At 69.2% G+C, this 20,884-nt stretch carries 21 protein-coding genes; 16 read left to right on the top strand and 5 right to left on the bottom strand.

The features are described 5' to 3' along the window. Complete coding sequence (locus LMQ14_RS24110) at positions 1–1,344, top strand: MFS transporter (RefSeq protein ID WP_420714565.1); 1,344 nt, start codon at positions 1–3, stop codon at positions 1,342–1,344. 271 nt (positions 1,345–1,615) lie between these two features. After that, complete coding sequence (locus LMQ14_RS24105) at positions 1,616–2,923, top strand: amino acid permease (RefSeq protein WP_420714715.1); 1,308 nt, start codon at positions 1,616–1,618, stop codon at positions 2,921–2,923. 7 nt (positions 2,924–2,930) lie between these two features. Here LMQ14_RS24105 and LMQ14_RS24100 read toward each other — a convergent pair whose 3' ends face one another. Then, the gene (locus LMQ14_RS24100; protein ID WP_267732134.1) at positions 2,931–3,326 is read right to left on the bottom strand and encodes a nitroreductase family deazaflavin-dependent oxidoreductase; all 396 of its coding nucleotides are present in this window, start codon (positions 3,324–3,326) and stop codon (positions 2,931–2,933) included. Positions 3,327–3,421: 95 nt separating this feature from the next. Here LMQ14_RS24100 and hemL point away from each other — a divergent pair, with 95 nt between their 5' ends. The 7 genes from hemL to LMQ14_RS24065 are packed head-to-tail and all read left to right on the top strand — an operon-like array spanning position 3,422 to position 10,725. Further along, the gene (gene hemL, locus LMQ14_RS24095) at positions 3,422–4,753 is read left to right on the top strand and encodes a glutamate-1-semialdehyde 2,1-aminomutase (protein WP_267732133.1); all 1,332 of its coding nucleotides are present in this window, start codon (positions 3,422–3,424) and stop codon (positions 4,751–4,753) included. After that, the gene (locus LMQ14_RS24090) at positions 4,753–5,361 is read left to right on the top strand and encodes a histidine phosphatase family protein (RefSeq protein ID WP_267732132.1); all 609 of its coding nucleotides are present in this window, start codon (positions 4,753–4,755) and stop codon (positions 5,359–5,361) included. The genes hemL and LMQ14_RS24090 overlap by 1 nt, the downstream gene beginning before the upstream one ends. Before the next feature lie 2 nt (positions 5,362–5,363). Next, positions 5,364–5,990, top strand: coding sequence for a TlpA disulfide reductase family protein (locus LMQ14_RS24085; protein ID WP_267732131.1), 627 nt, complete (start codon positions 5,364–5,366; stop codon positions 5,988–5,990). After that, positions 5,987–6,766, top strand: coding sequence for a cytochrome c biogenesis CcdA family protein (locus LMQ14_RS24080; RefSeq protein WP_267732130.1), 780 nt, complete (start codon positions 5,987–5,989; stop codon positions 6,764–6,766). The genes LMQ14_RS24085 and LMQ14_RS24080 overlap by 4 nt, the downstream gene beginning before the upstream one ends. Positions 6,767–6,816: 50 nt before the next feature. Further along, positions 6,817–8,394 (top strand): cytochrome c biogenesis protein ResB, encoded by a 1,578-nt coding sequence (locus LMQ14_RS24075; protein ID WP_267735657.1) that lies wholly within the window; start codon positions 6,817–6,819, stop codon positions 8,392–8,394. Continuing rightward, on the top strand, positions 8,391–9,404 hold the full coding sequence (gene ccsB / locus LMQ14_RS24070; protein WP_267732129.1) for a c-type cytochrome biogenesis protein CcsB: 1,014 nt from the start codon (positions 8,391–8,393) through the stop codon (positions 9,402–9,404). The genes LMQ14_RS24075 and ccsB overlap by 4 nt, the downstream gene beginning before the upstream one ends. Before the next feature lie 31 nt (positions 9,405–9,435). Beyond that, positions 9,436–10,725, top strand: coding sequence for a MinD/ParA family ATP-binding protein (locus LMQ14_RS24065; RefSeq protein WP_267732128.1), 1,290 nt, complete (start codon positions 9,436–9,438; stop codon positions 10,723–10,725). Positions 10,726–10,742: 17 nt separating this feature from the next. On the opposite strand, the gene LMQ14_RS24060 is transcribed toward LMQ14_RS24065, so the two are convergent. After that, on the bottom strand, positions 10,743–10,904 hold the full coding sequence (locus LMQ14_RS24060; protein WP_267732127.1) for a hypothetical protein: 162 nt from the start codon (positions 10,902–10,904) through the stop codon (positions 10,743–10,745). A 46-nt stretch (positions 10,905–10,950) separates the two neighbouring features. Here LMQ14_RS24060 and LMQ14_RS24055 point away from each other — a divergent pair, with 46 nt between their 5' ends. Further along, positions 10,951–11,319, top strand: a complete 369-nt coding sequence (locus tag LMQ14_RS24055) for a DUF4229 domain-containing protein (protein ID WP_420714564.1) — start codon at positions 10,951–10,953, stop codon at positions 11,317–11,319. 2 nt (positions 11,320–11,321) lie between these two features. Here the strand turns inward: LMQ14_RS24055 and LMQ14_RS24050 are convergent, their stop codons facing one another. Both LMQ14_RS24050 and LMQ14_RS24045 read right to left on the bottom strand, forming a co-directional pair. After that, positions 11,322–12,329, bottom strand: a complete 1,008-nt coding sequence (locus tag LMQ14_RS24050; RefSeq protein WP_267732126.1) for a beta-ketoacyl-ACP synthase III — start codon at positions 12,327–12,329, stop codon at positions 11,322–11,324. A 117-nt stretch (positions 12,330–12,446) separates the two neighbouring features. Beyond that, positions 12,447–13,319, bottom strand: a complete 873-nt coding sequence (locus LMQ14_RS24045) for a 1,4-dihydroxy-2-naphthoate polyprenyltransferase (protein ID WP_267732125.1) — start codon at positions 13,317–13,319, stop codon at positions 12,447–12,449. Positions 13,320–13,403: 84 nt separating this feature from the next. On the opposite strand from LMQ14_RS24045, the gene LMQ14_RS24040 reads away from it, so the two are divergent. Continuing rightward, complete coding sequence (locus LMQ14_RS24040) at positions 13,404–14,180, top strand: S-methyl-5'-thioadenosine phosphorylase (protein ID WP_267732124.1); 777 nt, start codon at positions 13,404–13,406, stop codon at positions 14,178–14,180. Further along, positions 14,177–15,238 carry an NAD-dependent epimerase/dehydratase family protein gene (locus LMQ14_RS24035; protein ID WP_267732123.1) on the top strand — a complete coding sequence of 354 codons (1,062 nt, stop codon included), beginning with the start codon at positions 14,177–14,179 and terminating at the stop codon, positions 15,236–15,238. The genes LMQ14_RS24040 and LMQ14_RS24035 overlap by 4 nt, the downstream gene beginning before the upstream one ends. Before the next feature lie 6 nt (positions 15,239–15,244). Here the strand turns inward: LMQ14_RS24035 and LMQ14_RS24030 are convergent, their stop codons facing one another. Then, positions 15,245–16,831: a hypothetical protein gene (locus LMQ14_RS24030; protein ID WP_267735655.1), complete on the bottom strand. Its 1,587-nt coding sequence runs from the start codon at positions 16,829–16,831 to the stop codon at positions 15,245–15,247. Between the two features lie 314 nt (positions 16,832–17,145). Here LMQ14_RS24030 and LMQ14_RS24025 point away from each other — a divergent pair, with 314 nt between their 5' ends. The 4 genes from LMQ14_RS24025 to LMQ14_RS24010 all read left to right on the top strand — a co-directional run bounded on the left by LMQ14_RS24025 (position 17,146) and on the right by LMQ14_RS24010 (position 20,874). Next, positions 17,146–18,996: a hypothetical protein gene (locus LMQ14_RS24025; RefSeq protein WP_267732122.1), complete on the top strand. Its 1,851-nt coding sequence runs from the start codon at positions 17,146–17,148 to the stop codon at positions 18,994–18,996. Between the two features lie 13 nt (positions 18,997–19,009). Beyond that, positions 19,010–19,669: a glycosyltransferase family 2 protein gene (locus tag LMQ14_RS24020; RefSeq protein ID WP_267732121.1), complete on the top strand. Its 660-nt coding sequence runs from the start codon at positions 19,010–19,012 to the stop codon at positions 19,667–19,669. Beyond that, positions 19,666–20,328, top strand: coding sequence for a TIGR04282 family arsenosugar biosynthesis glycosyltransferase (locus LMQ14_RS24015; protein WP_267732120.1), 663 nt, complete (start codon positions 19,666–19,668; stop codon positions 20,326–20,328). Before LMQ14_RS24020 ends, LMQ14_RS24015 begins: the two co-directional genes overlap by 4 nt. 414 nt (positions 20,329–20,742) lie before the next feature. Continuing rightward, positions 20,743–20,874, top strand: coding sequence for a hypothetical protein (locus LMQ14_RS24010; protein WP_267735738.1), 132 nt, complete (start codon positions 20,743–20,745; stop codon positions 20,872–20,874). Positions 20,875–20,884 lie beyond the last annotated feature (10 nt).

Genomic DNA, 20,884 nt, shown 5'->3' with positions numbered 1-20,884 from the left:
GTGGCGACGACCTTGCCCGTCCGGGGAGCCATTTCGGCGGCCGACGCCCTGGACGAATCGGACGCGGATCGGCGCCGGCGGCTGCGCACGGTCGTCGCTGCCAGCCTGCTCGGCACGACGGTGGAGTGGTACGACTTCTTCCTCTACGCCACCGCCGCGGGGCTGGTGTTCAACAAGCTGTTCTTTCCCAACGCCAGCTCGCTGGTGGGCACGCTGCTGGCGTTCGCGACGTTCGCCGTGGGGTTCGTCATGCGTCCGATCGGCGGCCTGGTGTTCGGCCATATCGGGGACCGGATCGGCCGCAAACGCAGCCTGGCGCTGACGATGCTGATCATGGGCTTCGCGACGGCGCTGATCGGGGTGTTGCCGGGCGCCGCCGAGATCGGGGTATGGGCGCCGATCCTGCTGTTGGTGCTGCGGGTGCTGCAGGGCTTTGCCCTCGGCGGCGAGTGGGGCGGCGCGGTGCTGCTGGCCGTCGAGCACAGCCCCGGCGACCGGCGCGGCCGGTACGGGGCGATCCCGCAGATCGGCCTGGCGCTCGGCCTGGCGCTCGGCACCGGGATATTCGCCTATCTGCAGGTCGCTTTGGGGTCGGCACAATTTTTGTCCTACGGCTGGCGCATCGCCTTCCTGCTGAGCCTGGTGCTGGTCGCGGTCGGCATCCTGGTGCGGTTGCGGGTTGACGAGACGCCGGCGTTCCAGGAATTGCGCGACCTCGAGACGGCATCCACCGTGCCGGTCCGCGACATCTTCCGGGGGCCTCGGGCCCGGCGCAACACGTTCCTCGGTCTGCTCGCGCGCTGGGCCGAGGGTTCGGCCTTCAACACCTGGGGCGTGTTCGCGATCAGCTACGCGACCGGGGCGTTGGGCTTCCACAAGGTGCCGGTGCTGATCGTGGTGACCATCGCCGGGCTGGTGATGGCGGTGCTGCTGCCGGTCTCGGGAATTCTGACGGACCGGTACGGGGCCCGACGCGTGTATTTGGTGGGCGTGATCTGCTACGGCCTCGCGACGTTCCCGGTCTTCGCCCTGTTCGGCACCAAGAACCTGGTGTTGTTCGGGCTGGCGATGGTCATCGTGTTCGGCGTCGTGCACGCGCTGTTCTACGGCGCGCAGGGCACGCTTTTCTCGTCGCTGTATCCGACCGAGACCCGCTACACGGGATTGTCGTTCGTCTACCAGTTCTCCGGTATCTACGCCTCGGGGGTGACCCCGATGATCCTGACCGCGCTGATCGCCGCGGCCGGGGGCACGCCGTGGCTGGGGTGTGCGTATCTCGTTGCGACGGCGGTGATTAGCGTGATCGCCACGGCGCTGATCCGCGAGCGCGACTTGTACCTGTAAGCCGCGGTTGCCTCGCCGGTGATGGGAGCGTGAACTCATCGAGCGTGAAGTTAGTTTCACAGTCGGTCGCGAGCGTGAAACTAACTTCACGCTCGACAGGGGCTGCGCCAGAGTGCTCGCGGTTGCTGCGGACCCCGAAGCCCGCTAGCGTCCGGGCATGCGGCGCACGCAACGCCAGGACGGCTCCGGCTCTGCGGGTGACGGGGTCAATGGGCCCGAACAGGATGTCAATCCACAACTGCGCCAAGGGCTTTCGCAGCGCCAGCTGAGCATGATCGCGCTCGGCGGGGTGATCGGCGCCGGGTTGTTCGTCGGGTCCGGCGTGGTGATCCGTAACACCGGGCCCGCCGCATTCCTGACCTATGCGCTTTGCGGCGTGCTGATCGTCCTGGTGATGCGGATGCTGGGCGAGATGGCCGCCGCCAACCCGTCGACCGGGTCGTTCTCCGATTACGCGGGCAAGGCGCTGGGCGGCTGGGCCGGGTTTTCGGTGGGCTGGCTGTATTGGTACTTCTGGGTGATCGTCGTCGGGTTCGAGGCGGTCGCCGGTGGCAAGGTCCTGAACTACTGGTTCCACGCCCCGCTGTGGCTGCTGTCGCTGTGCCTGATGGTGCTGATGACCGCGACGAACTTGTTCTCGGTGACATCGTTCGGCGAGTTCGAATTCTGGTTCGCCGGAATCAAAGTCGCGACCATCATCGTCTTCCTGGGCATCGGGGCGGCATTCGTGTTCGGCCTGTGGCCGGGTCACCACGGCGGGTTCGCCAACCTCACCTCGCATGGCGGTTTCTTCCCGCAAGGCGTGAGCGCGGTCTTCGCCGCGATCGTGGTGGTGATCTTCTCGATGGTGGGCGCCGAGATCGTCACGATCGCCGCGGCCGAAAGTCGCGACCCGGCCCTCGCGGTCCAGCGGGCCACGCGATCGGTGGTCGCGCGCATCGCAATCTTCTTCGTCGGCTCCGTCTTCTTGCTCGTCGTCATCCTGCCGTGGAATTCGATCGAGCTCGGTGCGTCGCCGTATGTCGCGGCGTTCAAGCAGATGGGCCTGGCCGGTGCGGATCAGGTGATGAACGCGGTGGTGCTCACCGCGGTGCTGTCCTGTCTGAACTCCGGCCTGTATACGGCGTCGCGCATGCTGTTCGTACTCGCCGCGCGCAACGAGGCGCCGATGCGGCTGGTCAAACTCAGCGGGCGCGGGGTCCCGCACATCGCCATCTTGTTCTCGTCGGCGATCGGGTTCCTGTGCGTGCTCATGTCCTGGCTCGCGCCGAACACGGTATTTCTTTTCCTGCTCAACTCCTCGGGCGCGATCATCCTGTTCGTCTACTGGCTGATCGCCCTGTCGCAGATCATCCTGCGCCGGCGCACTCCCGCCGAGCAGCTCCGGGTGAAGATGTGGTTTTTCCCGGTGCTGTCGATCCTCACGCTGGCCGGAATCACCGCCGTGCTGGTGCAGATGGCGTTCGACCGATCGGCGCGCAGCCAGCTGTGGCTGTCCCTGTTGTCGTGGGCGGTGGTGCTGGCGATCTACGCCGTCACGCGCGCCCGGGGCCGCGTCGGACCCGCCCGCAGCGGCTGAACCGGGTTCAGTCGGTCCGGTCCAGCAATACCACCTGCTCGAAGGGCAGCCGCCCGAAAACCCGCTGCCAGGCGCCATCGACGTACTGCACGGCCTCGTCCCGGCTGACCACCCGCGGGTTGGTGATCGCGAACGTCCTGGCGTTGCGGCGCAGCTTCCCGCCGCCGGCCGCGTCCAGGTTCTTCAGCCAGTCGCGGTCGGGGCCGTAGGTCAGCACGATCGCCACGCCGGGCGTGCCCTCGACCGTGGTGTAGAACGCATTGACCGGTGTGCGGTAGGCCTTGCCCGACTTGCGCCCGACGTGCTCGATGATCGCGAACGGTGGCAGCCAGCCGGCCCACCTGCGCTGAATCGGGTTCGTGACGTAGCGGTTGAACCGGGCCACTCCTTGTGGAAATTCCATGCCCTTTATCCAACTCGCCGGGTCCGGCCTGCTCAACCCGCACTCTCTTACACCCTGTAGTTGATCAGGGTGCCGAGGCTGGAACACTAGGTGTCATGAGCAGCACTGACCAGGCGGCCGGGGCCGTGACCACCTCGGCGGCCCTGTTCGACGCTGCCTGCGCGGTCATCCCCGGCGGGGTGAACTCGCCGGTGCGCGCGTTCACCGCGGTGGGCGGCACGCCGCGCTTCATCACCGAGGCGCACGGCTGCTGGCTCACCGACGCCGACGGCAACCGTTACGTCGACCTGGTCTGCTCGTGGGGCCCGATGATTCTGGGCCACGCGCACCCCGCCGTGGTCGACGCGGTCGCCAAGGCCGCGGCGTCCGGGCTTTCGTTCGGCGCGCCCACCCCGGCCGAGACCGAGCTGGCCACCGAGATCGTCGGCCGGGTCGCGCCGGTCGAGCGACTCCGGCTGGTGAACTCCGGCACCGAGGCCACCATGAGCGCGGTACGGCTGGCCCGCGGCTTCACCGGCCGGGCCAAGATCATCAAGTTCTCCGGTTGCTATCACGGCCACGTGGACGCGTTGCTCGCCGACGCGGGTTCCGGGGTGGCGACGCTGGGTCTGCCGTCCTCGCCCGGAGTCACCGGCGCCGCCGCGGCCGACACAATTGTGTTGCCGTACAACGATATTGATGCGGTACGCGCGACCTTCGCGGAGTTCGGCGACCAGATCGCCGCGGTGATCACCGAGGCCAGCCCCGGCAACATGGGCGTCGTGCCGCCGGGGGCCGGCTACAACGCGGCGCTGCGCGCGATCACCGCCGAGCACGGCGCGCTGCTGATCGTCGACGAGGTGATGACCGGCTTCCGGGTCAGCCGAAGCGGTTGGTACGGAATCGATCCCGTCGCCGCCGACCTGTTCACCTTCGGAAAGGTGATGAGCGGCGGGCTGCCGGCCGCCGCGTTCGGCGGGCGGGCCGAGGTGATGGAGCGCCTCGCGCCGCTGGGGCCGGTGTACCAAGCGGGCACCTTGTCGGGTAACCCGGTGGCGATGGCCGCCGGGCTGGCCACCCTGCGCACCGCGGACGACGCCGTCTACGCCGCACTGGACGCCAACGCCGACCGCCTGGCCGGGCTGTTCGCCGAGTCACTCACCAATACTGGTGTGCCACACCAGATTCCGCGAGCCGGGAATATGCTCAGCGTGTTCTTCGCGGACACGCCGATCACCGACTTCGCGTCCGCCCGCAACAGCCAGACCTGGCGTTATCCGCCGTTCTTTCACGCCCTGCTGGACGCGGGCGTATACCCGCCGTGCAGCGCCTTCGAGGCGTGGTTCGTCTCGGCGGCACTCGACGACACCGCGTTCGCGCGAATCGCGGAGGCGCTGCCCGCCGCGGCGCGGGCGGCCGCGAGCGCGACCCAGGAGGGGAAGTCCTGATGGCCGAGCAAACCCGGGTGCATGTGATGCGGCACGGCGAGGTCTACAACCCCGACGCCATCCTGTACGGGCGGCTGCCCGGATTTCACCTGTCCGACAAGGGGAAAGCCCAAGCGGCGGCGGTCGCCGACGCGCTGGCCGGCCGCGACATCGTCGCGGTCATCGCCTCGCCGCTGCAGCGGGCCCAGGAGACCGCCGCCCCCATCGCTGCCAAGCACGACCTGACCATCGACACCGACCCCGATCTGATCGAGTCGGCCAACTTCTTCGAGGGCAAAAACATGAGTCCGGGCGACGGCGCCTGGCGCAACCCGCGGTTCTGGTGGCAGCTGCGCAACCCGTTCACACCGTCGTGGGGTGAGCCCTACCACGAGATCGCGGCCCGGATGTCCACCGCGGCGGAGAAGGCGCGGGTTCGCGGTGCCGGCCACGAGGTGGTGTGCGTCAGCCACCAGCTGCCGGTGTGGACGCTGCGGCTGCACCTGACCGGCAACCGCCTCTGGCACGACCCGCGGAGGCGCGAGTGCGACCTCGCCTCGCTGACCACCCTGGTCTACGACGGCGACCGGCTGGTCGACGTCGAGTACTCCCAACCGGCTGGCGCTTGAGCATGCGGCGGCTGGTGATCGCCGGGGCGCTGGTGGCAATCTCCGGGTTGCTCACCGGCTGCTCCGCCGGCCGCGACGCCGTCGCGCAGGGCGGCACCTTCGAATTCGTCTCTCCCGGAGGCAAAACCGACATCTTCTACGACCCGCCGTCGAGTCGTAGCCGCCCCGGCCCGCTGTCCGGCCCGGACCTGGCCGACCCCGTGCACACGCTGTCGGTGGACGACCCGATCTTCTCCGGCAACGTCGTCGTCATCAACATCTGGGGCCAGTGGTGTGGGCCGTGCCGGGCCGAAGTCACCCAGCTGCAGCAGGTGTATGACGCCACCCGCGAGTCCGGGGCGTCCTTCCTCGGCATCGATGTGCGCGACAACAACCGCCAGGCGGCGCTGGACTTCGTCAACGATCGCGGCGTCACTTTCCCGTCGATCTACGACCCGGCGATGCGCACCCTGATCGCCTTCGGCGGCAAATACCCGACCACCGTCATCCCGTCCACGCTGGTGCTGGATCGCCAGCACCGGGTCGCGGCGGTGTTTCTGCGGGAATTGCTGGCGTCCGACCTGCAGCCGGTGGTGCAGAAGCTGACCCAGGAAGCGCCGCCGGGGCTGAAGACACCGGGAAAGCAATGACCGGTTTCGCACAGACCGCCGCCGCCGGACCCTTACTGGTGGCGCTGGGGGCCTGCGTACTCGCCGGGCTGGTGTCGTTCGCCTCGCCCTGCGTGGTGCCGCTGGTGCCCGGCTACCTCTCGTATCTGGCCGCGGTGGTCGGCGTGGACGAGCAGGGGGAGTCGGGCGTGCTCAAAGCCCCGCCCGCGGCCCGGTGGCGAGTCGCCGGGTCGGCGGCGCTGTTCGTCGCCGGGTTCACCACGGTGTTCGTCCTGGGCACCGTCGCCGTGCTCGGGATGACGACGACGCTGATCACCAACCAGCTGGTGCTGCAGCGCGTCGGCGGCGTGCTGACCATCGTGATGGGGCTGGTGTTCGTCGGCCTCGTTCCCGCCCTGCAGCGCCAGGTCCGGTTCAGTCCGCAACAGCTGACGACGGTCGCCGGGGCGCCGGTGCTGGGCGCGGTGTTCGCGCTCGGCTGGACGCCGTGCCTGGGCCCCACCCTGACCGGCGTGATCACCGTCGCCTCGGCAACCGAAGGCGCGAACGTCGCCCGCGGAATCCTGCTGGTGATCGCCTACTGCCTCGGTCTGGGGATCCCGTTCGTGCTCTTGGCTTTTGGCTCGGCGCGCGCGGTCGCCGGCCTGGGCTGGCTGCGACGGCACAGCCGGGCCATCCAGGTCTTCGGCGGCGCGCTGCTGATCGCGGTCGGGGCGCTGCTGGTCACCGGCGTGTGGAACGACTTCATCTCCTGGCTGCGCGACGCCTTCGTCAGCGACGTGAGGTTGCCGATTTGATCCCGCTGATAGTCGCGTATGTGCGCAACACCTGGCGCGCGCTGACCTCGATGGGTACCGCGCTGGTGCTGTTGTGTCTGCTCGCACTCGGCGCGATACCCGGAGCCCTGCTGCCGCAGCGCAGCCTGAACGCGGGCAAGGTCGACGAGTACCTGGCCGCGCACCCGACGATCGGCCCGTGGCTGAACCGGCTGCAGGCCTTCGACGTGTTCTCCAGCTTCTGGTTCACCGCCATCTACGTGCTGCTGTTCGTCTCCCTCGTCGGCTGCCTGACTCCGCGGATGATCGAGCACGCCCGCAGCCTGCGCGCCACGCCCGTCGCCGCACCCCGCAACCTGGCCCGGCTGCCCAAGCACGCCAGTTCGCAGCTCAGGCTGGCCGACGAGGCCGATCTGAATGCCGCGGCGAACAAGATTGCCGGACGGCTGCACGGCTGGCGCACCGCGATCCGCCACGACGACGACGCCGTCGAGATCTCGGCCGAAAAGGGCTACCTGCGCGAATTCGGCAACATCGTCTTCCACTTCTCGCTGCTGGGCCTGCTAGTCGCGGTGGCCGTCGGCAAGCTGTTCGGCTACGAGGGCAACGTCATCGTGATCGCCGACGGCGGCCCCGGCTTCTGCTCGGCCTCACCGGCCGCGTTCGACTCGTTCCGGGCCGGCAACACCGTCGACGGCACGTCGCTGCACCCAATCTGCATGCGGGTCAACGACTTTCAGGCCCATTACCTGCCGTCCGGGCAGGCCACGTCGTTCGCCGCCGATATCGACTACCAGGACGGCCGCGACCTGGCGGCCAACAGCTGGCGGCCCTACCGGTTGGAGGTCAACCATCCGCTGCGGGTCGGCGGCGACCGGGTGTACCTGCAGGGCCACGGCTACGCGCCCAGCTTCACGGTGACCTTCCCGGACGGGCAGACGCGGACGTCCAGCGTGCAATGGCGGCCCGACAACCCGCAGACCCTGCTCTCATCGGGGGTGGTGCGCATCGACCCGCCGGCCGGCAGCTATCCCAACGCCGCCGAGCGCCGCAAGCACCAGATCGCGATCCAGGGCCTGCTGGCTCCCACCGAGCAACTCGACGGCGCCCTGTTGTCGTCGCGGTTCCCGGCGCTGAACGCCCCCGCGGTGGCCGTCGACATCTACCGCGGCGACACCGGCCTGGACACCGGGCGCCCGCAGTCGCTGTTCACCCTGGATCCCCGGCTGATCGAGCAGGGCCGGCTGACCAAGGAGAAGCGCGTCAACCTGCGCGCCGGCCAAGAGGTACGAATCGACCAGGGCCCGGCGGCGGGCACCACGATTCGCTTCGACGGTGCCGTGCCGTTCGTCAACCTGCAGGTCTCCCATGACCCCGGTCAAACCTGGGTGCTGTTCTTCGCGATCACGATGATGGGCGGGCTGCTGGTGTCGTTGCTGGTGCGACGGCGCCGGGTCTGGGTTCGTCTGATGCCGGTCGAATCGGCCCCCGGTACGGTGAACGTCGAGCTGGGCGGCCTGGCCCGCACCGACAACTCCGGTTGGGGCGACGAGTTCGAAGGGCTCACCGAGCGTGTGCTGACCGGGCTCGACGAATCCGGGGCCGCCGACCCAGCGTCCAGAAGGAGTACTCAGGTGGACGTCACATGAACACCCTGCACGTCAATATCGCTCTTGCGCGCTACTCCGACTGGGCGTTCACCTCGGCGGTCGTCGCGCTGGTCGTCGCGCTGCTGCTGCTGGCCTTCGAGCTCGCTTACGTCGGCAGCCGGCGAGCCGACAACCGCGAGCGGGTGTCCCCCGCAAGCGGGAGGTACCCCCAGGTCGGCGGGGTTGCGGTCGACAGCGCCACCCCCGGCATCGTCGACGAGGTCGAGCGGCGGCCGTTCGACGAACGCGCCGGGCGGGCCGGCCTCGCGGTGGTCTACCTCGGCATCGGCCTGCTGCTGGCCTGCCTGGTGCTGCGCGGCCTGGCCACCATGCGGGTGCCGTGGGGCAACATGTACGAGTTCATCAACCTCACCTGCTTGTGCGGGTTGGTCGCCGGCGCGATCGTGCTGCGCCGCCCGCAATTCCGCCCGCTCTGGGTTTTCCTGCTGCTCCCGGTGCTGATCCTGCTCACGGTGTCCGGCCGCTGGCTCTACACCAATGCCGCCCCCGTGATGCCGGCGCTGCAGTCCTACTGGCTGCCCATCCACGTGTCGGTGGTCAGCCTGGGATCCGGGGTGTTCCTGGTCGCCGGCATTGCCAGCATCCTGTTCTTGCTGCGCACCTCGCGGCTGGGCGACCCGGCCGCCGAACAGCGCGGTGGGGGCGCGCTGCAACGAATCGTGCATCGGCTGCCCGACGCGCAGACCCTGGACCGCATCGCCTACCGAACCACGATCTTCGCGTTCCCGGTCTTCGGTTTCGGAGTCATCTTCGGAGCCATCTGGGCCGAGGAAGCCTGGGGCCGGTATTGGGGCTGGGATCCCAAGGAGACGGTGTCGTTCGTCGCGTGGGTGATCTACGCGGCGTACCTGCATGCCAGGTCAACCGCCGGATGGCGGGACCGGAAGGCGGCGTGGGTCAACGTCGCCGGGTTCGTGGCCATGGTCTTCAATTTGTTCTTCGTTAACCTGGTGACAGTAGGCCTGCATTCGTATGCCGGCGTGGGCTGACAGTTAGGAAGCGACACCGCAGCAAGGGGGAATGCACGTGACTGAGCAGTCAACAAGCGGCGTGGGGGCGCCCGAACATCCGACGGCTGATCTGTCTCCGCAGGAGCAGCAGTCCGCCGTCGAGGCGCCCGCGGAGGCCAACGCCGAGGCACCGACTCGGGCCTTCGCCGGCTTCCGCGAGCGTCGGGCCCCGACGGCCGAGCGGCGGGAAGCACCGCCGGCTCCGGCGCCGCCACCGGCCGGGATGCCGCCCTGGGATTCCACACCGGTGACCGGGATCCCGCGGGTCGACCCGACCGCGTACGGCGCCTACTACAACGGCCAGGCTGAGGCACCCGCGGAAGCCCCGGCCCCGTACCGTCCCGAGCACGTGCCGCACACGCCGTATCCGGAGCTGTCCACCGGCATGCTGCTGCGCCCGATCAAACCGCCGCCCTCGGAGGGCTGGCGCCGGTTGGTCTATGTGCTGTCCGGCCGGATGATCAACCTGGGCGAGAGCCCGCGGGCCGCCCGGCAGAACAACTTGGTGGCGCAGGTCAACCGGCCGTTACGCGGCTCCTACCGGGTCGCGGTGATCTCCCTGAAGGGCGGCGTCGGCAAGACCACGATCGCGGCCACGCTGGGTGCCACCTTCGCCGCGATCCGCGGCGACCGGGTGGTGGCCGTCGACGCCAACCCCGACCGCGGCACCCTCAGCCAAAAGGTCCCGCTGGAGACGGCGGGCACGGTGCGCCAATTGCTGCAGGACGCCGGAACCGTCGAGCGTTACAGCGACGTCCGTCGCTACACCTCGAGGGGCCCGAGCGGGCTGGAGGTGCTGGCGTCGGAAAGTGATCCGGCGGCATCGGAGGCATTCAACGCCGACGACTACACCCGCACCCTGGGGATCCTGGAGCGGTACTACGGCCTGGTGGTCACCGACTGCGGGCCCGGCCTGCTGCACTCGGCGATGACGTCGGTGCTGGAGAACGCCAACGTTCTGATCGTGGTGAGTTCTGGTTCCATCGACGGTGCGCGCAGCGCCTCGGCGACGCTGGACTGGCTGGACGCGCACGGGCACGAGGCTCTGGTTCGCAATTCGATCGCGGTGATCAACGCGGTGCGCCCACGGACCGGCAAGGTCGACATGAACAAGGTGGTCGAGCACTTCTCGCGGCGCTGCCGCGCGGTGCGGTTGGTGCCCTACGACGCTCATCTCGACGAGGGCGCCGAGATCCATCTGGATCAGATGCGGCGGGAGACACGCGAAGCGCTCACGGGCTTGGCTGCCGTTGTCGCCGAAGGGTTTCCGGGAGACCAGCTCAACCTGGGCCTGGGTTAGTCGGGCCTGACGGAGGGTCAGCGGGGGCCGTCGTCCCCGCTTCCCAACCGCCGCATGAAGTCTGGATCGTCGTCCGGTCCGATGACGCGCGTCTTCTGCCGGTGCGCCTGCGATCGCGCCGCGCGCCAGCCAATGTAGATCAGCGTCCCCAGCACCAGGACGACCATCAGGTAGAGCACTCCACACCTCCTGTGAGCGAATATACTCGCGCCGTAGGCTCGACCTGTGTCAGAAGGGCCGAGCGACAACAGCACTGGGGACGATCCGGCGGACGGCGCGCAGCAGCGTGTTCGAGATCGCGGGAATGTCGACGTTTTGCTCTACGCCGTGGCGCGACTGCTGCTGGCCGTCGCGCTCACCGGCGTGATCTACGTGTCGGCGCGGTTGGTGGGGGGCCCCCAAATCCCGGTCGTGGTCGCGGCATTGTTCGCGTTGATCATCGCGATGCCGCTGGGCATCCTGCTGTTCGGTCCGCTGCGACGGCGCGCCACGGCCGCGCTCGCGGTGTCCGGCGAACGCCGTCGTGCCGAACGCGAACACCTGCAGGCCCGGCTGCGCGGTGAGGTGACAGACGACAAACCCGACGAGAGCTGAGCTCAGAAGTTGGGCATCCGCACGACTTGTGCGGCGTAGCTCAGGCCCGCGCCGTATCCGATCAGCAGGGCCAGATCGCCGGGCTTGGACGCCCCGGTGCCGAGCAGTTCGGCCATCGCCAGCGGAATGGACGCCGCAGACGTGTTTCCGGTGTGCTCAATGTCATTGGCGACGATCGCGTCCGGCCGCAGGTCCAGATTCTTGGCCAGTACTTCGTTGATCCGGGCGTTGGCCTGATGCGGTATGAACACGTCGATCTGATCTGATCGCACCCCCGCGGCGTCCATCGCCTGGCGCCCGACTTTGCCCATTTCGAATGCGGCCCAACGGAAGACGGCGCTGCCTTCGAGGCGAAGAAACGGGCGCGGGCCGGTCGGGTTCTCGGTATAGGTGATCCAGTCGATGTCCTGGCGGATGGCCATGGCCTGCTCGCCGTCGCTGCCCCAGACGGTCGGACCGATGCCCTGATCCGGCGTCTCGCCCACCACGACGGCCGCGGCGCCGTCGGCGAAGATGAAGCAGTTGCTGCGGTCGAGCATGTCCACGGTGGGGGACAGTTTCTCCGAACCGATGACGAGCATCTTGGCGACGCTGCCGCCGCGGATCATGTCGGCCGCGACGCCGACCGCGTAGCCGAAGCCGGCGCACCCGGCCGAGATGTCGAATGCGGGCACCCCGGTTGCGCCCAACCCCGAAGCGACGGCCGGGGCGCTGGCCGGGGTCTGCAGAAACTGGGTGCTGGTGGCGACGATGACGCCGTCGATGTCGGACGCTTCCAGCCCGGCTTTGGCGATTGCTTCTCGGCTGGCCTCGATCGACATGGACGCGACGGATTCGTCGGGGGCGGCGAATCGGCGCGTCTTGATTCCGGTGCGGGAGTAAATCCACTCATCGGTCGAGTCGATGTTCTGGCACAGCTCGTCGTTCGTGACGACGCGTTCGGGGCGGTATGCCCCGACGCTGAGCAGTCCGATATTTCTGGGCCCATTGGTCGCGGCGATCTGCTGCATTGCGCTCCTCGCTCGGTGTCGTAGGGCTATCGGTGTAAGGGCTGTCACATTGACGCTAACCCGTGTTAACCGAATCCGAAGAAGTCTTCGGAAAGGAATCCCGGCGCCCCGGGTGCGTCAGTGGGCCAGCGCCAGCGCCGCGGCCACCGCGACCGCCCACACCAGCATCGTCAGCCCGGTGTCGCGCAGCACCGGAATCAGCTCCGGCCCGCCGCGCCCGGACCGCACCGGCCCGGCGGCGCGCAGCGCCAACGGGGTGGCAACCAACCCCGCCGCACACCACGGCGTCGCCAGCATCAGCACCAGGGTCAGCAACCCGGCCGTCGCCAGCAGCCCCTGGTAGAACACCCGGGTGCGGGCATCGCCGAGGCGCACCGCCAGGGTGATCTTGTCCGCCTGCGCGTCGGTCGGGATATCCCGCAGGTTGTTGGCCACCAGCACCGACGACGACAGCGCGCCCGTCGCCACGGCGAGCACCAGTCCCACCCAGTCCACCCTTAGCGACTGGGTGTACTGCGTGCCCAGCACCGCGACCAGGCCGAAGAACACGAACACTGCGACCTCGCCGAAACCCGCGTACCCGTAAGGCCTCGAGCCGCCGGTGTACAGCCAGGCCCCGGCGATGCAGACGACGCCGACCGCGATCAGCCATGGCGCGCTCGTCAGTGCCAGCGCCAGACCGGCCGCCGCGCCAACCGCAAGCGACGCCACCGCGGCGGTCAGCACCGCGCGCGGCGTCGCCAGTCGCGAGCCCACCAGCCGCGCCGGGCCGGTTCGGACGTCGTCGGTGCCCCGGATGCCGTCGGAGTAGTCGTTGGCGTAGTTGACGCCGACGGTCAGCGCGACCGCGACGGCCAGCGCCAGCAGCGCTTTCCACCACACGGCGGAGTGCAGCCATGCCGCGGCGCCGGTGCCCGCGATGACGGGCGCGATTGCGTTGGGCAGCGTCCGCGGCCGGGCGCCGGAGATCCACTGCGCAAAACTGGCCACCAGGGCATCCTGCCCTATGCACCACAATGGGCGAATGCCCGCCGGTGACGATGCAGAGCGGAGCGACGAAGAGGAGCGGCGCAGATGCTCGGAGTGATCGGCGGCAGCGGCTTCTATACGTTCTTCGGCTCCGATGTTCACCACGTCAACCCGGACACCCCGTACGGCAAGCCCAGCGCGCCGCTGACAGTGGGCACCGTCGGGGAGCACGAAGTCGCCTTCCTGCCCCGGCACGGCGCCAAGCACGAGTATTCGGCGCATACGGTGCCGTACCGCGCCAACATGTGGGCCCTGCGCGCGCTCGGTGTGCGACGGGTGCTCGCGCCGTGCGCGGTGGGCAGCCTGAACCCCGCCTACGGGCCGGGCGCCGTCGTGGTGCCCGACCAGCTGGTGGATCGCACCAACAGCCGCGCCGACACCTACTTCGACTCCGGGGCTATTCACGTCGACTTCGCCGACCCGTATTGCCCGGCCTTGCGGGAGGCGGCCACCGGCCTGCCCGACGTGGTCGACGGCGGCACGATGGTGGTGATCCAGGGGCCGCGGTTCTCCACCCGCGCCGAAAGCCAATGGTTCGCCTCGGCGGGTTTCACGCTGGTCAACATGACCGGATACCCGGAGGCCGTCCTCGCTCGCGAACTCGAAATATGTTATGCAGCAATCGCTTTGGTGACTGACCTGGACGCGGGTGTCAGCCATGGCGAGGGCGTGAAGACGGTGGACGTCATGGTGGAATTCGAAAAGAACATCGAGCCGTTCAAGACGCTGGTGCGCGACGCCATCGGCCGGGTGGCCGTCGAGCGCGGCTGCACGCACTGCCTGTCGCACACCGGCGTCACCCTGCCGTTCGAGCTGCCGTGAGGGTGTTGCTGACCGGCGCCGCCGGTTTCATCGGGTCGCGGGTGGACGCGGCGCTGCGCGCGGCGGGCCACGAGGTGATCGGCGTCGACATGCTGTTGCCCGCCGCGCACGGCCCAAACTCGTTGTTACCGAACGGATGTCACCGGGTCGATGTCCGGGATGCCACGGCACTGGCCCCGCTGTTGGATGGGGTGGATCTGGTGTGCCACCAAGCCGCGATGGTGGGGGCCGGCGTCGACGCGGCCGACGCGCCCGCCTACGGCGGCCACAATGACTACGGCACCACCGTGCTGCTGGCCCAGATGTTCGCCGCCGGGGTGCGCCGCCTGGTGCTGGCGTCGTCGATGGTGGTGTACGGACAGGGCCGCTACCACTGCCCGGAACACGGGGCCGTCGACCCGCTGCCGCGACGGCGCGCCGACCTCGACGCCGGGACCTTCGAGCACCGCTGCCCGCTCGGCGGCGAGGAGCTGGCCTGGCGGCTGGTCGGCGAGGATGCCGCCCTGCGGCCGCGCAGCCTGTACGCCGCCAGCAAGACAGCCCAGGAGCACTACGCGCTGGCGTGGTCGGAGTCGACGGGCGGCACGGTGGTGGCATTGCGCTACCACAACGTCTACGGCCCCGGCATGCCGCGCGACACCCCGTACTCCGGAGTGGCCGCGATCTTCCGCTCCGCACTGGAAAAAGGCCAGCCGCCAAGGGTTTTCGAAGACGGCGGCCAGATGCGTGACTTCGTCCACGTCGACGACGTGGCGGCGGCCAACCTCGCGGCCGCGGCCAACCTCGCGGCCGCGGCGCACCGTTCAGCAACGGACGGCACTGGCTTCACCGCGGTCAACGTCTGCTCGGGTCGGCCGATCTCGATCCTCGACGTCGCCACCGCGATCTGCGCTGCGCGCGATGAGGCGGTGTCCCCGGTGATCACCGGGCAGTACCGCAGCGGCGACGTGCGCCACATCGTCGCGGACCCCGCCCGTGCCGCCGAGGTTTTGGATTTCCGCGCGGCAATCGATCCGCGCGAGGGCCTGCGCGAGTTCGCGTTCGCGCCGCTGCGATAACCCGCGCTACGACGGGTATTGCGGAGGCCGGTATATCTGGGGCTTAGAGATCGGTATATGACTGGTGGCCGAGTCGTCGCCGCGAAAGATCCGAGGCGCGCCGGCCAGTTGCGGTATTGCCGTGGTGGGTGATTCACCGACGTGGATCGCAGTGGTCGCCGCGGCCGAGGGTGGGGGAGCGCCGGTCGGGATGCGCGTCGTCGGTGCCGCAGCGTTCTGCGCGACGACACGCTTGCGGGCGGCGCGGCGCCGCAGCCGCCGACGGGTGAAGTGTCCGGTGATGATCGCCGCCACCAGGATGCACACCGCCAGCGCGGACAGCGCCACGTCGAAGGTGCTGGTGATCTGCTGGGCGAGATCGTTTCCGTAGACCGGATTTTGCGCGGCCGCGTTGGGTGCTTCCTGGAACCGCGGCGCCAGCACGACGCCGACGATGACGCGCGAGATGCTCAGCGTGGCAACAAGTCCGCACAGCGAGGTGATCAGCCGGGCGGAGGCGGACGCGTTGCCGAGGCTGATCCGCAGCCAGATCGCCAACGCCGCGGTGGCCACATCGAACGCGGCCAGCACCACGCTGTCGTAGCGCGAGTACGGGTAGTTCAGGCTGACCGCGACGGCCATGTCGGTGATCCGCATCGCCACCGATCCCAGGCACCACACGATGATCAGCAGCAAGCCGGTTCGAGCCGCGGCGCGCCAGGCACTCTCCTCGGACGACACGGTGCGCGCCCGGCCGAACAGTGTTCGCGGCGTGAAGATCGCCGCGGCCGCCACCCACGCCAGATAGCCCTCGAACCCCACGCCGGCCGTCGACGTGTTCTGCGCGATGCCGTGGAACGCGTCGATGTCACGCCCGACCGGGAGCAACCAGACGATGACCCCGGCGACCAGTGTCGAGGCGCCCAACGCGATCGTCGCCAGCCGCGCTGCCCTGGTGCCGCTGAGCAGCCATCTCGAGGCGACGAGCACGGCGACCAACGCGACCAGGCCGTACACCGTCGCCGTCACGATCACCGCGATGTTCTGCTTGCCGAAGTCGCCCGAGTCGCCGAGCGCGTACTTGACCCGCCAGTACAGGGTGAAGCCGAAGCTCAGTGCGGCGGCCACCATCGCGACGTAGCCGATGATCTGGGCGGACCGCCGCCGCCCATCGGAGGTGTCGTCGTCCGCCGTGGTGGCGCGGCCGGCCGACTGCGCGCTCAGCAGCGCACCGGCGACACCCAGCCAGGCTCCCGGTCCGACACCGCCGGGCACGGTCACAGTCCCGCCGAAGCGGACGGATTCGAACGCGTCGAACCCGACGAAGGCGAGCACCAGCAGCAAATAGGGGATGTTCAGCGCCAGCCGAATCCCGCTGACCGTCCGTCCGGAACCGGGCAAAGCAATGGCGATCAACGAAAGCAGCGTCACCCCGATCAGCACCGCGAACACGGTGGTGTTGCTATCGGGGATCGCGATGCCGAAGTAGAGATTCCACGGCAGCAGTGGCGCGACGAGGAGCAACACGGCGGCGGTCAGGTCGGCCACGACGTTGCGCCGCCCGGTCGACTCCCCGGCGCCCGGCGGGCCCGGAGCGGTCTGCGGCGCCGGCACACCCCTGATGGGGCCGGTAGGCGGCTCGTCGCTGCTCTGACTCACGGTTCCCCCCGGGTATCGAGGACGGTTACTGACGGCGCAAATTCGCTTAGGCGGCCGGGGAACCCCCTGCCGAGGCGACTTCGTTGCCTACTTGGAAACATAATCTCCGTTCGGACGACGCGGGAGTGACTCCCCGGGTCTGGGAACGCGGTTACGCTGCGCCTGTAGGCGATCGGGGTCGCCCGAATGATTGCTACTGCTGACGGTACCGAAGTGTAATGATGCCGGGACATGCTGGTTCTGGGGTGGCCAGCCGAAGGAGAGCAGGTATGGACGTCGTTTTGGGGGTCGCTGTCACCGGCCCCGTCGCCCGCTTGGCGCTTGTCGGGGCGGGTGCGGGCGGTAGTGACGTGATCGACCAATCCGTCGTCGACCTGGCTAACAACCCGATCGAACAACTCACCGAAACCGTGGTCGGCACGAATCGGCTGCTGGCGAACGAGAACCACCGGCTGGTCGGGACCCGGTTGTGCTGGACCGACCATTCCGGCGCCGACCAGCTGCGACAGGCCCTGGAGGATTCCGGCGTCCACAACGTCGCGGTGCTGTCACAGTCGCAGGCGGTGACCGCCCTGATGCGCGCGGCGGGCCGGTCCGGCGGGGCTCTGGTGGTGGACGAAAACACGGCGACGCTGTCGGTGGTGGGCTCGGCCGACGAAGACCCCGACGCGCCGCCCACCATGTTGGCCAGCGAGCTGCTGGGCGGCGACGCCACCGGCACGTTGGACACGATGATGGCCCGGCTCGGTGAGCACCCCGACGCGCACAACGACGTGTTTCTGGTGGGCGATTCGTCCGACCTCACCGGGGTCGCCGACCAGCTTCGCGACGCGACGATGCGGGTGCAGATTCCCGAAGACCCCACCTTCGCGCTGGCCCGCGGCGCCGCGATCGCGGCCGCACCGCCGACCGGGGACTCCACCGCGATGGCCCCGGTGGTCGGGCTGGCCGGCGATGCGACCGCGATGGCGCCGGTGGCCGGGCTCACCGGTGACGAGACCGCGATGGCCCCGGCCGAGTTCGGCGATCCCGCTGAGGCCGACCAGCAGCTGGCGTACTCGATGGCCGACGACGACGCCGACCTTCTTCCGGGTGAGTTCGACGAGTTCGATGACTTCGACGAGTTCTACGACGACGATCCCGACGCCGAGACCGGCCCGCTGAAACTGAGTCGACAGTCGTTGCTGGTCGGCAATGCCGTGATCGCGTTCGCGGTCATCGGAGTGGCCTCGCTGGCCGTCGCGGTGGTGGTCGCCGTCCGGCCGACCGCGGCCCAGGAGCCGGTGGTGGGACACCAGAACGCGGCCCCGGGCAAGTTCATGCCGCTGTTGCCGACCCAGCAGCAGGCGCCGGTACCCCCGCCGCCGCCCGAAGCGCCCAACGCGGGCTACCAGGGCGGCATCATTCCGGCCGTGCCGCAGGCGCCCGTGGGCCCGGCCCCGGCCGCCCCCGCGCCGGGCGTGCCGGTCGCGCCGGTTCTTCCCGGTCTGGTGCCCAATCCCAATGGGCCGATCCCGATTCCGGTGCCGATCATCATCCCGTACCCGGGCTGGCGCCCACAGCCTTGGTATCCGCCGTATCCGCCGTACACACCGCCGACGTACACGACGCCGACGACGCCGACCACGAGTCCGCCGACCACCCCGACCACGCCGCCGACGACTCCGACGACTCCGACGACGACGCCGTACACGCCGCCGACGACGCCGACGACCACGCCGAGTACGCCGACGACGACGGTGCCCCCGACGACGACGCCGTACACGCCGATCACGCCGACGACCACCGTCGCGCCCACCACGGTCGCGCCGACGACGACCGTCGCGCCAACCGAGCCGACGCAGACCCAGCAGACCCAGACCCAGCAGACCCAGACGCAGCAGCCGACGCAGCAACCCACCCAGCAGCCGACGCAGCAGCCGACGCAGCAACCCACCCAACAGCCGACGCAACAGCCCACGCAGCAACCCGCCCAGCAGCCGACCCAGCAGCAGACGGTGGCGCCGAAGCCGCCCACCCAGCAGCAGACCGTCGCGCCGGCACCGAAGCCGCCGCCACAGACCGTGGCCCCGAAGCCACCGTCAAGCGGCGGGGGCGGTCACTCGTCTTCCGGGTTCTGATCGCGATTCCCCAATGGCGGCCGGCGATCTGGTCACGGTGGTGCTGCCGTGTCTGAACGAGGAGGAGTCGCTGCCGGCGGTGTTGGCGGCCATTCCAGCCGGCTATCGAGCGCTGGTGGTGGACAACAACAGCACCGATGACACCGCGGGCGTCGCCGCCCGGCACGGCGCTCAGGTGGTCGCGGAACCGCGGCCCGGATACGGGTCCGCGGTGCACGCCGGCGTGGTCGCCGCGACGACTCCGATCGTGGCGGTCATCGACGCCGACGGCTCGATGCATGCCGGTGACTTACCTCGGCTGGTCGCCGCGCTGCAGCAGGGCGCGGACATGGCAATCGGGCGCCGCCGGCCGGTGGCCGGGCTGCACTGGCCGTGGGTCGCGCGGGTGGGCACCGTGGTGATGAGCTGGCGGCTGCGCACCCGGCACGGCTTGCCGGTCCACGACATCGCGCCGATGCGGGTCGCGCGACGGGAGGCGCTGCTGGGCCTGGGGATCGTCGATCGTCGGTCGGGGTACCCGCTGGAGCTGCTGGTGCGCGCCGCGGCGGCGGGCTGGCGCGTGGTCGAGCTCGACGTCAGCTACGGCCCGCGCACCGGCGGCAAGTCGAAAGTCAGCGGATCGCTGCGAGGCAGCATCACCGCGATCCTGGACTTCTGGAAAGTGATTTCATGACGGACCTGCCGGTGACGCTGCTCGTGGTCGCCAAGGCGCCGGAGCCGGGCCGGGCCAAGACGCGGCTCGCGGCGACGGTTGGCGACCGCGTTGCGGCCGAGATCGCCGCCGCGGCCTTGCTGGACACGCTCGACGCGGTGGCCGCTGCCGCGGTGAGCGCACGGGTCGTCGCGCTCACCGGCGACCTGGATGCGGCCGCCGGTGCGACGCAGATCCGGCAACGGCTCGAGTCGTTCACGGTGATCGAGCAACGCGGTGTCGACTTCGCCGACCGGCTTGCCAATGCCCACGCCGACGCGGCCGATGGCTTTCCGGTGTTGCAAATCGGCATGGATACCCCGCAGGTGAACGCCGAACTCTTGACGGACTGCGCGCGCCGGCTGCTGCAGTCACCGGCCGTGCTCGGGCCGGCCGACGACGGCGGTTGGTGGGTGCTCGGGGTGCAGCGCCCGGCGATGGCCGAATGTCTGCGGACCGTGCCGATGTCTCTACCCGATACCGGCGAGCTCACGCGGAAGGCTTTGCACGACAACGGTATTGATGTCATATCGGTGCAGCAACTGAGCGACTTCGATGTCGTCGACGACGTCGCCGCGGTGCGAGAGGCCTGCGGGCCGTCCAGTCGCTTTGCCCGAGTCACCCGCGCAGCGGGACTCTAGCGGCCACCGTCACGCCGCCGTCGTGCACTCAGCGCGAAAGCCGTTGAACATAAGGATTATTGGAGTTGGTCAAGCGGGCCCGCTTGCGGGTCCAGCCACGTTGGTTCCTGTCGCACCCATCCCGGAGGTACCGACAACCGTCCGACTGACACAGCGTGACCGAAGCCCGTCCTAGGAGCCGGGTGGCCCACGTCGGGTCGTAGCGACCAGATGGCCGCCGCGTTGTTAACCGCGGCCGTCTTGTTCAGGTAATTCAGGTAATTGAGCGCGAAGTCCCTCGGTGCCGACAGTGAACTCAGTTTGGACAGGGGACCCGTCACCGGCGCCAGGGATACGTCGCAGGTTGTCAGCGGCGACAGAAAGAGAGCACGAAGCGCTTCGGGAATGGCTGACATTACTTGGCGCCCAGTTGATATGACCTCCGCAGTCGCCGCCTGTCGCCAGGTCACGGACGATTCGGTGTGGGCCGGCCCGATCGAATCAGTCACGGGCGGTGGCGAGCTGAACGGTGTCAGCGTCGAGACACCGGCCGAGGAGCGGGCGTAGGCAAACATGG

It is taken from the genome of Mycobacterium sp. Aquia_213, assembly GCF_026625985.1.
In the GTDB taxonomy this organism is placed as follows: domain Bacteria; phylum Actinomycetota; class Actinomycetes; order Mycobacteriales; family Mycobacteriaceae; genus Mycobacterium.
Note: the sequence above shows the minus strand (reverse complement) of the source record. Positions and strands in the feature narration are given on the sequence as shown.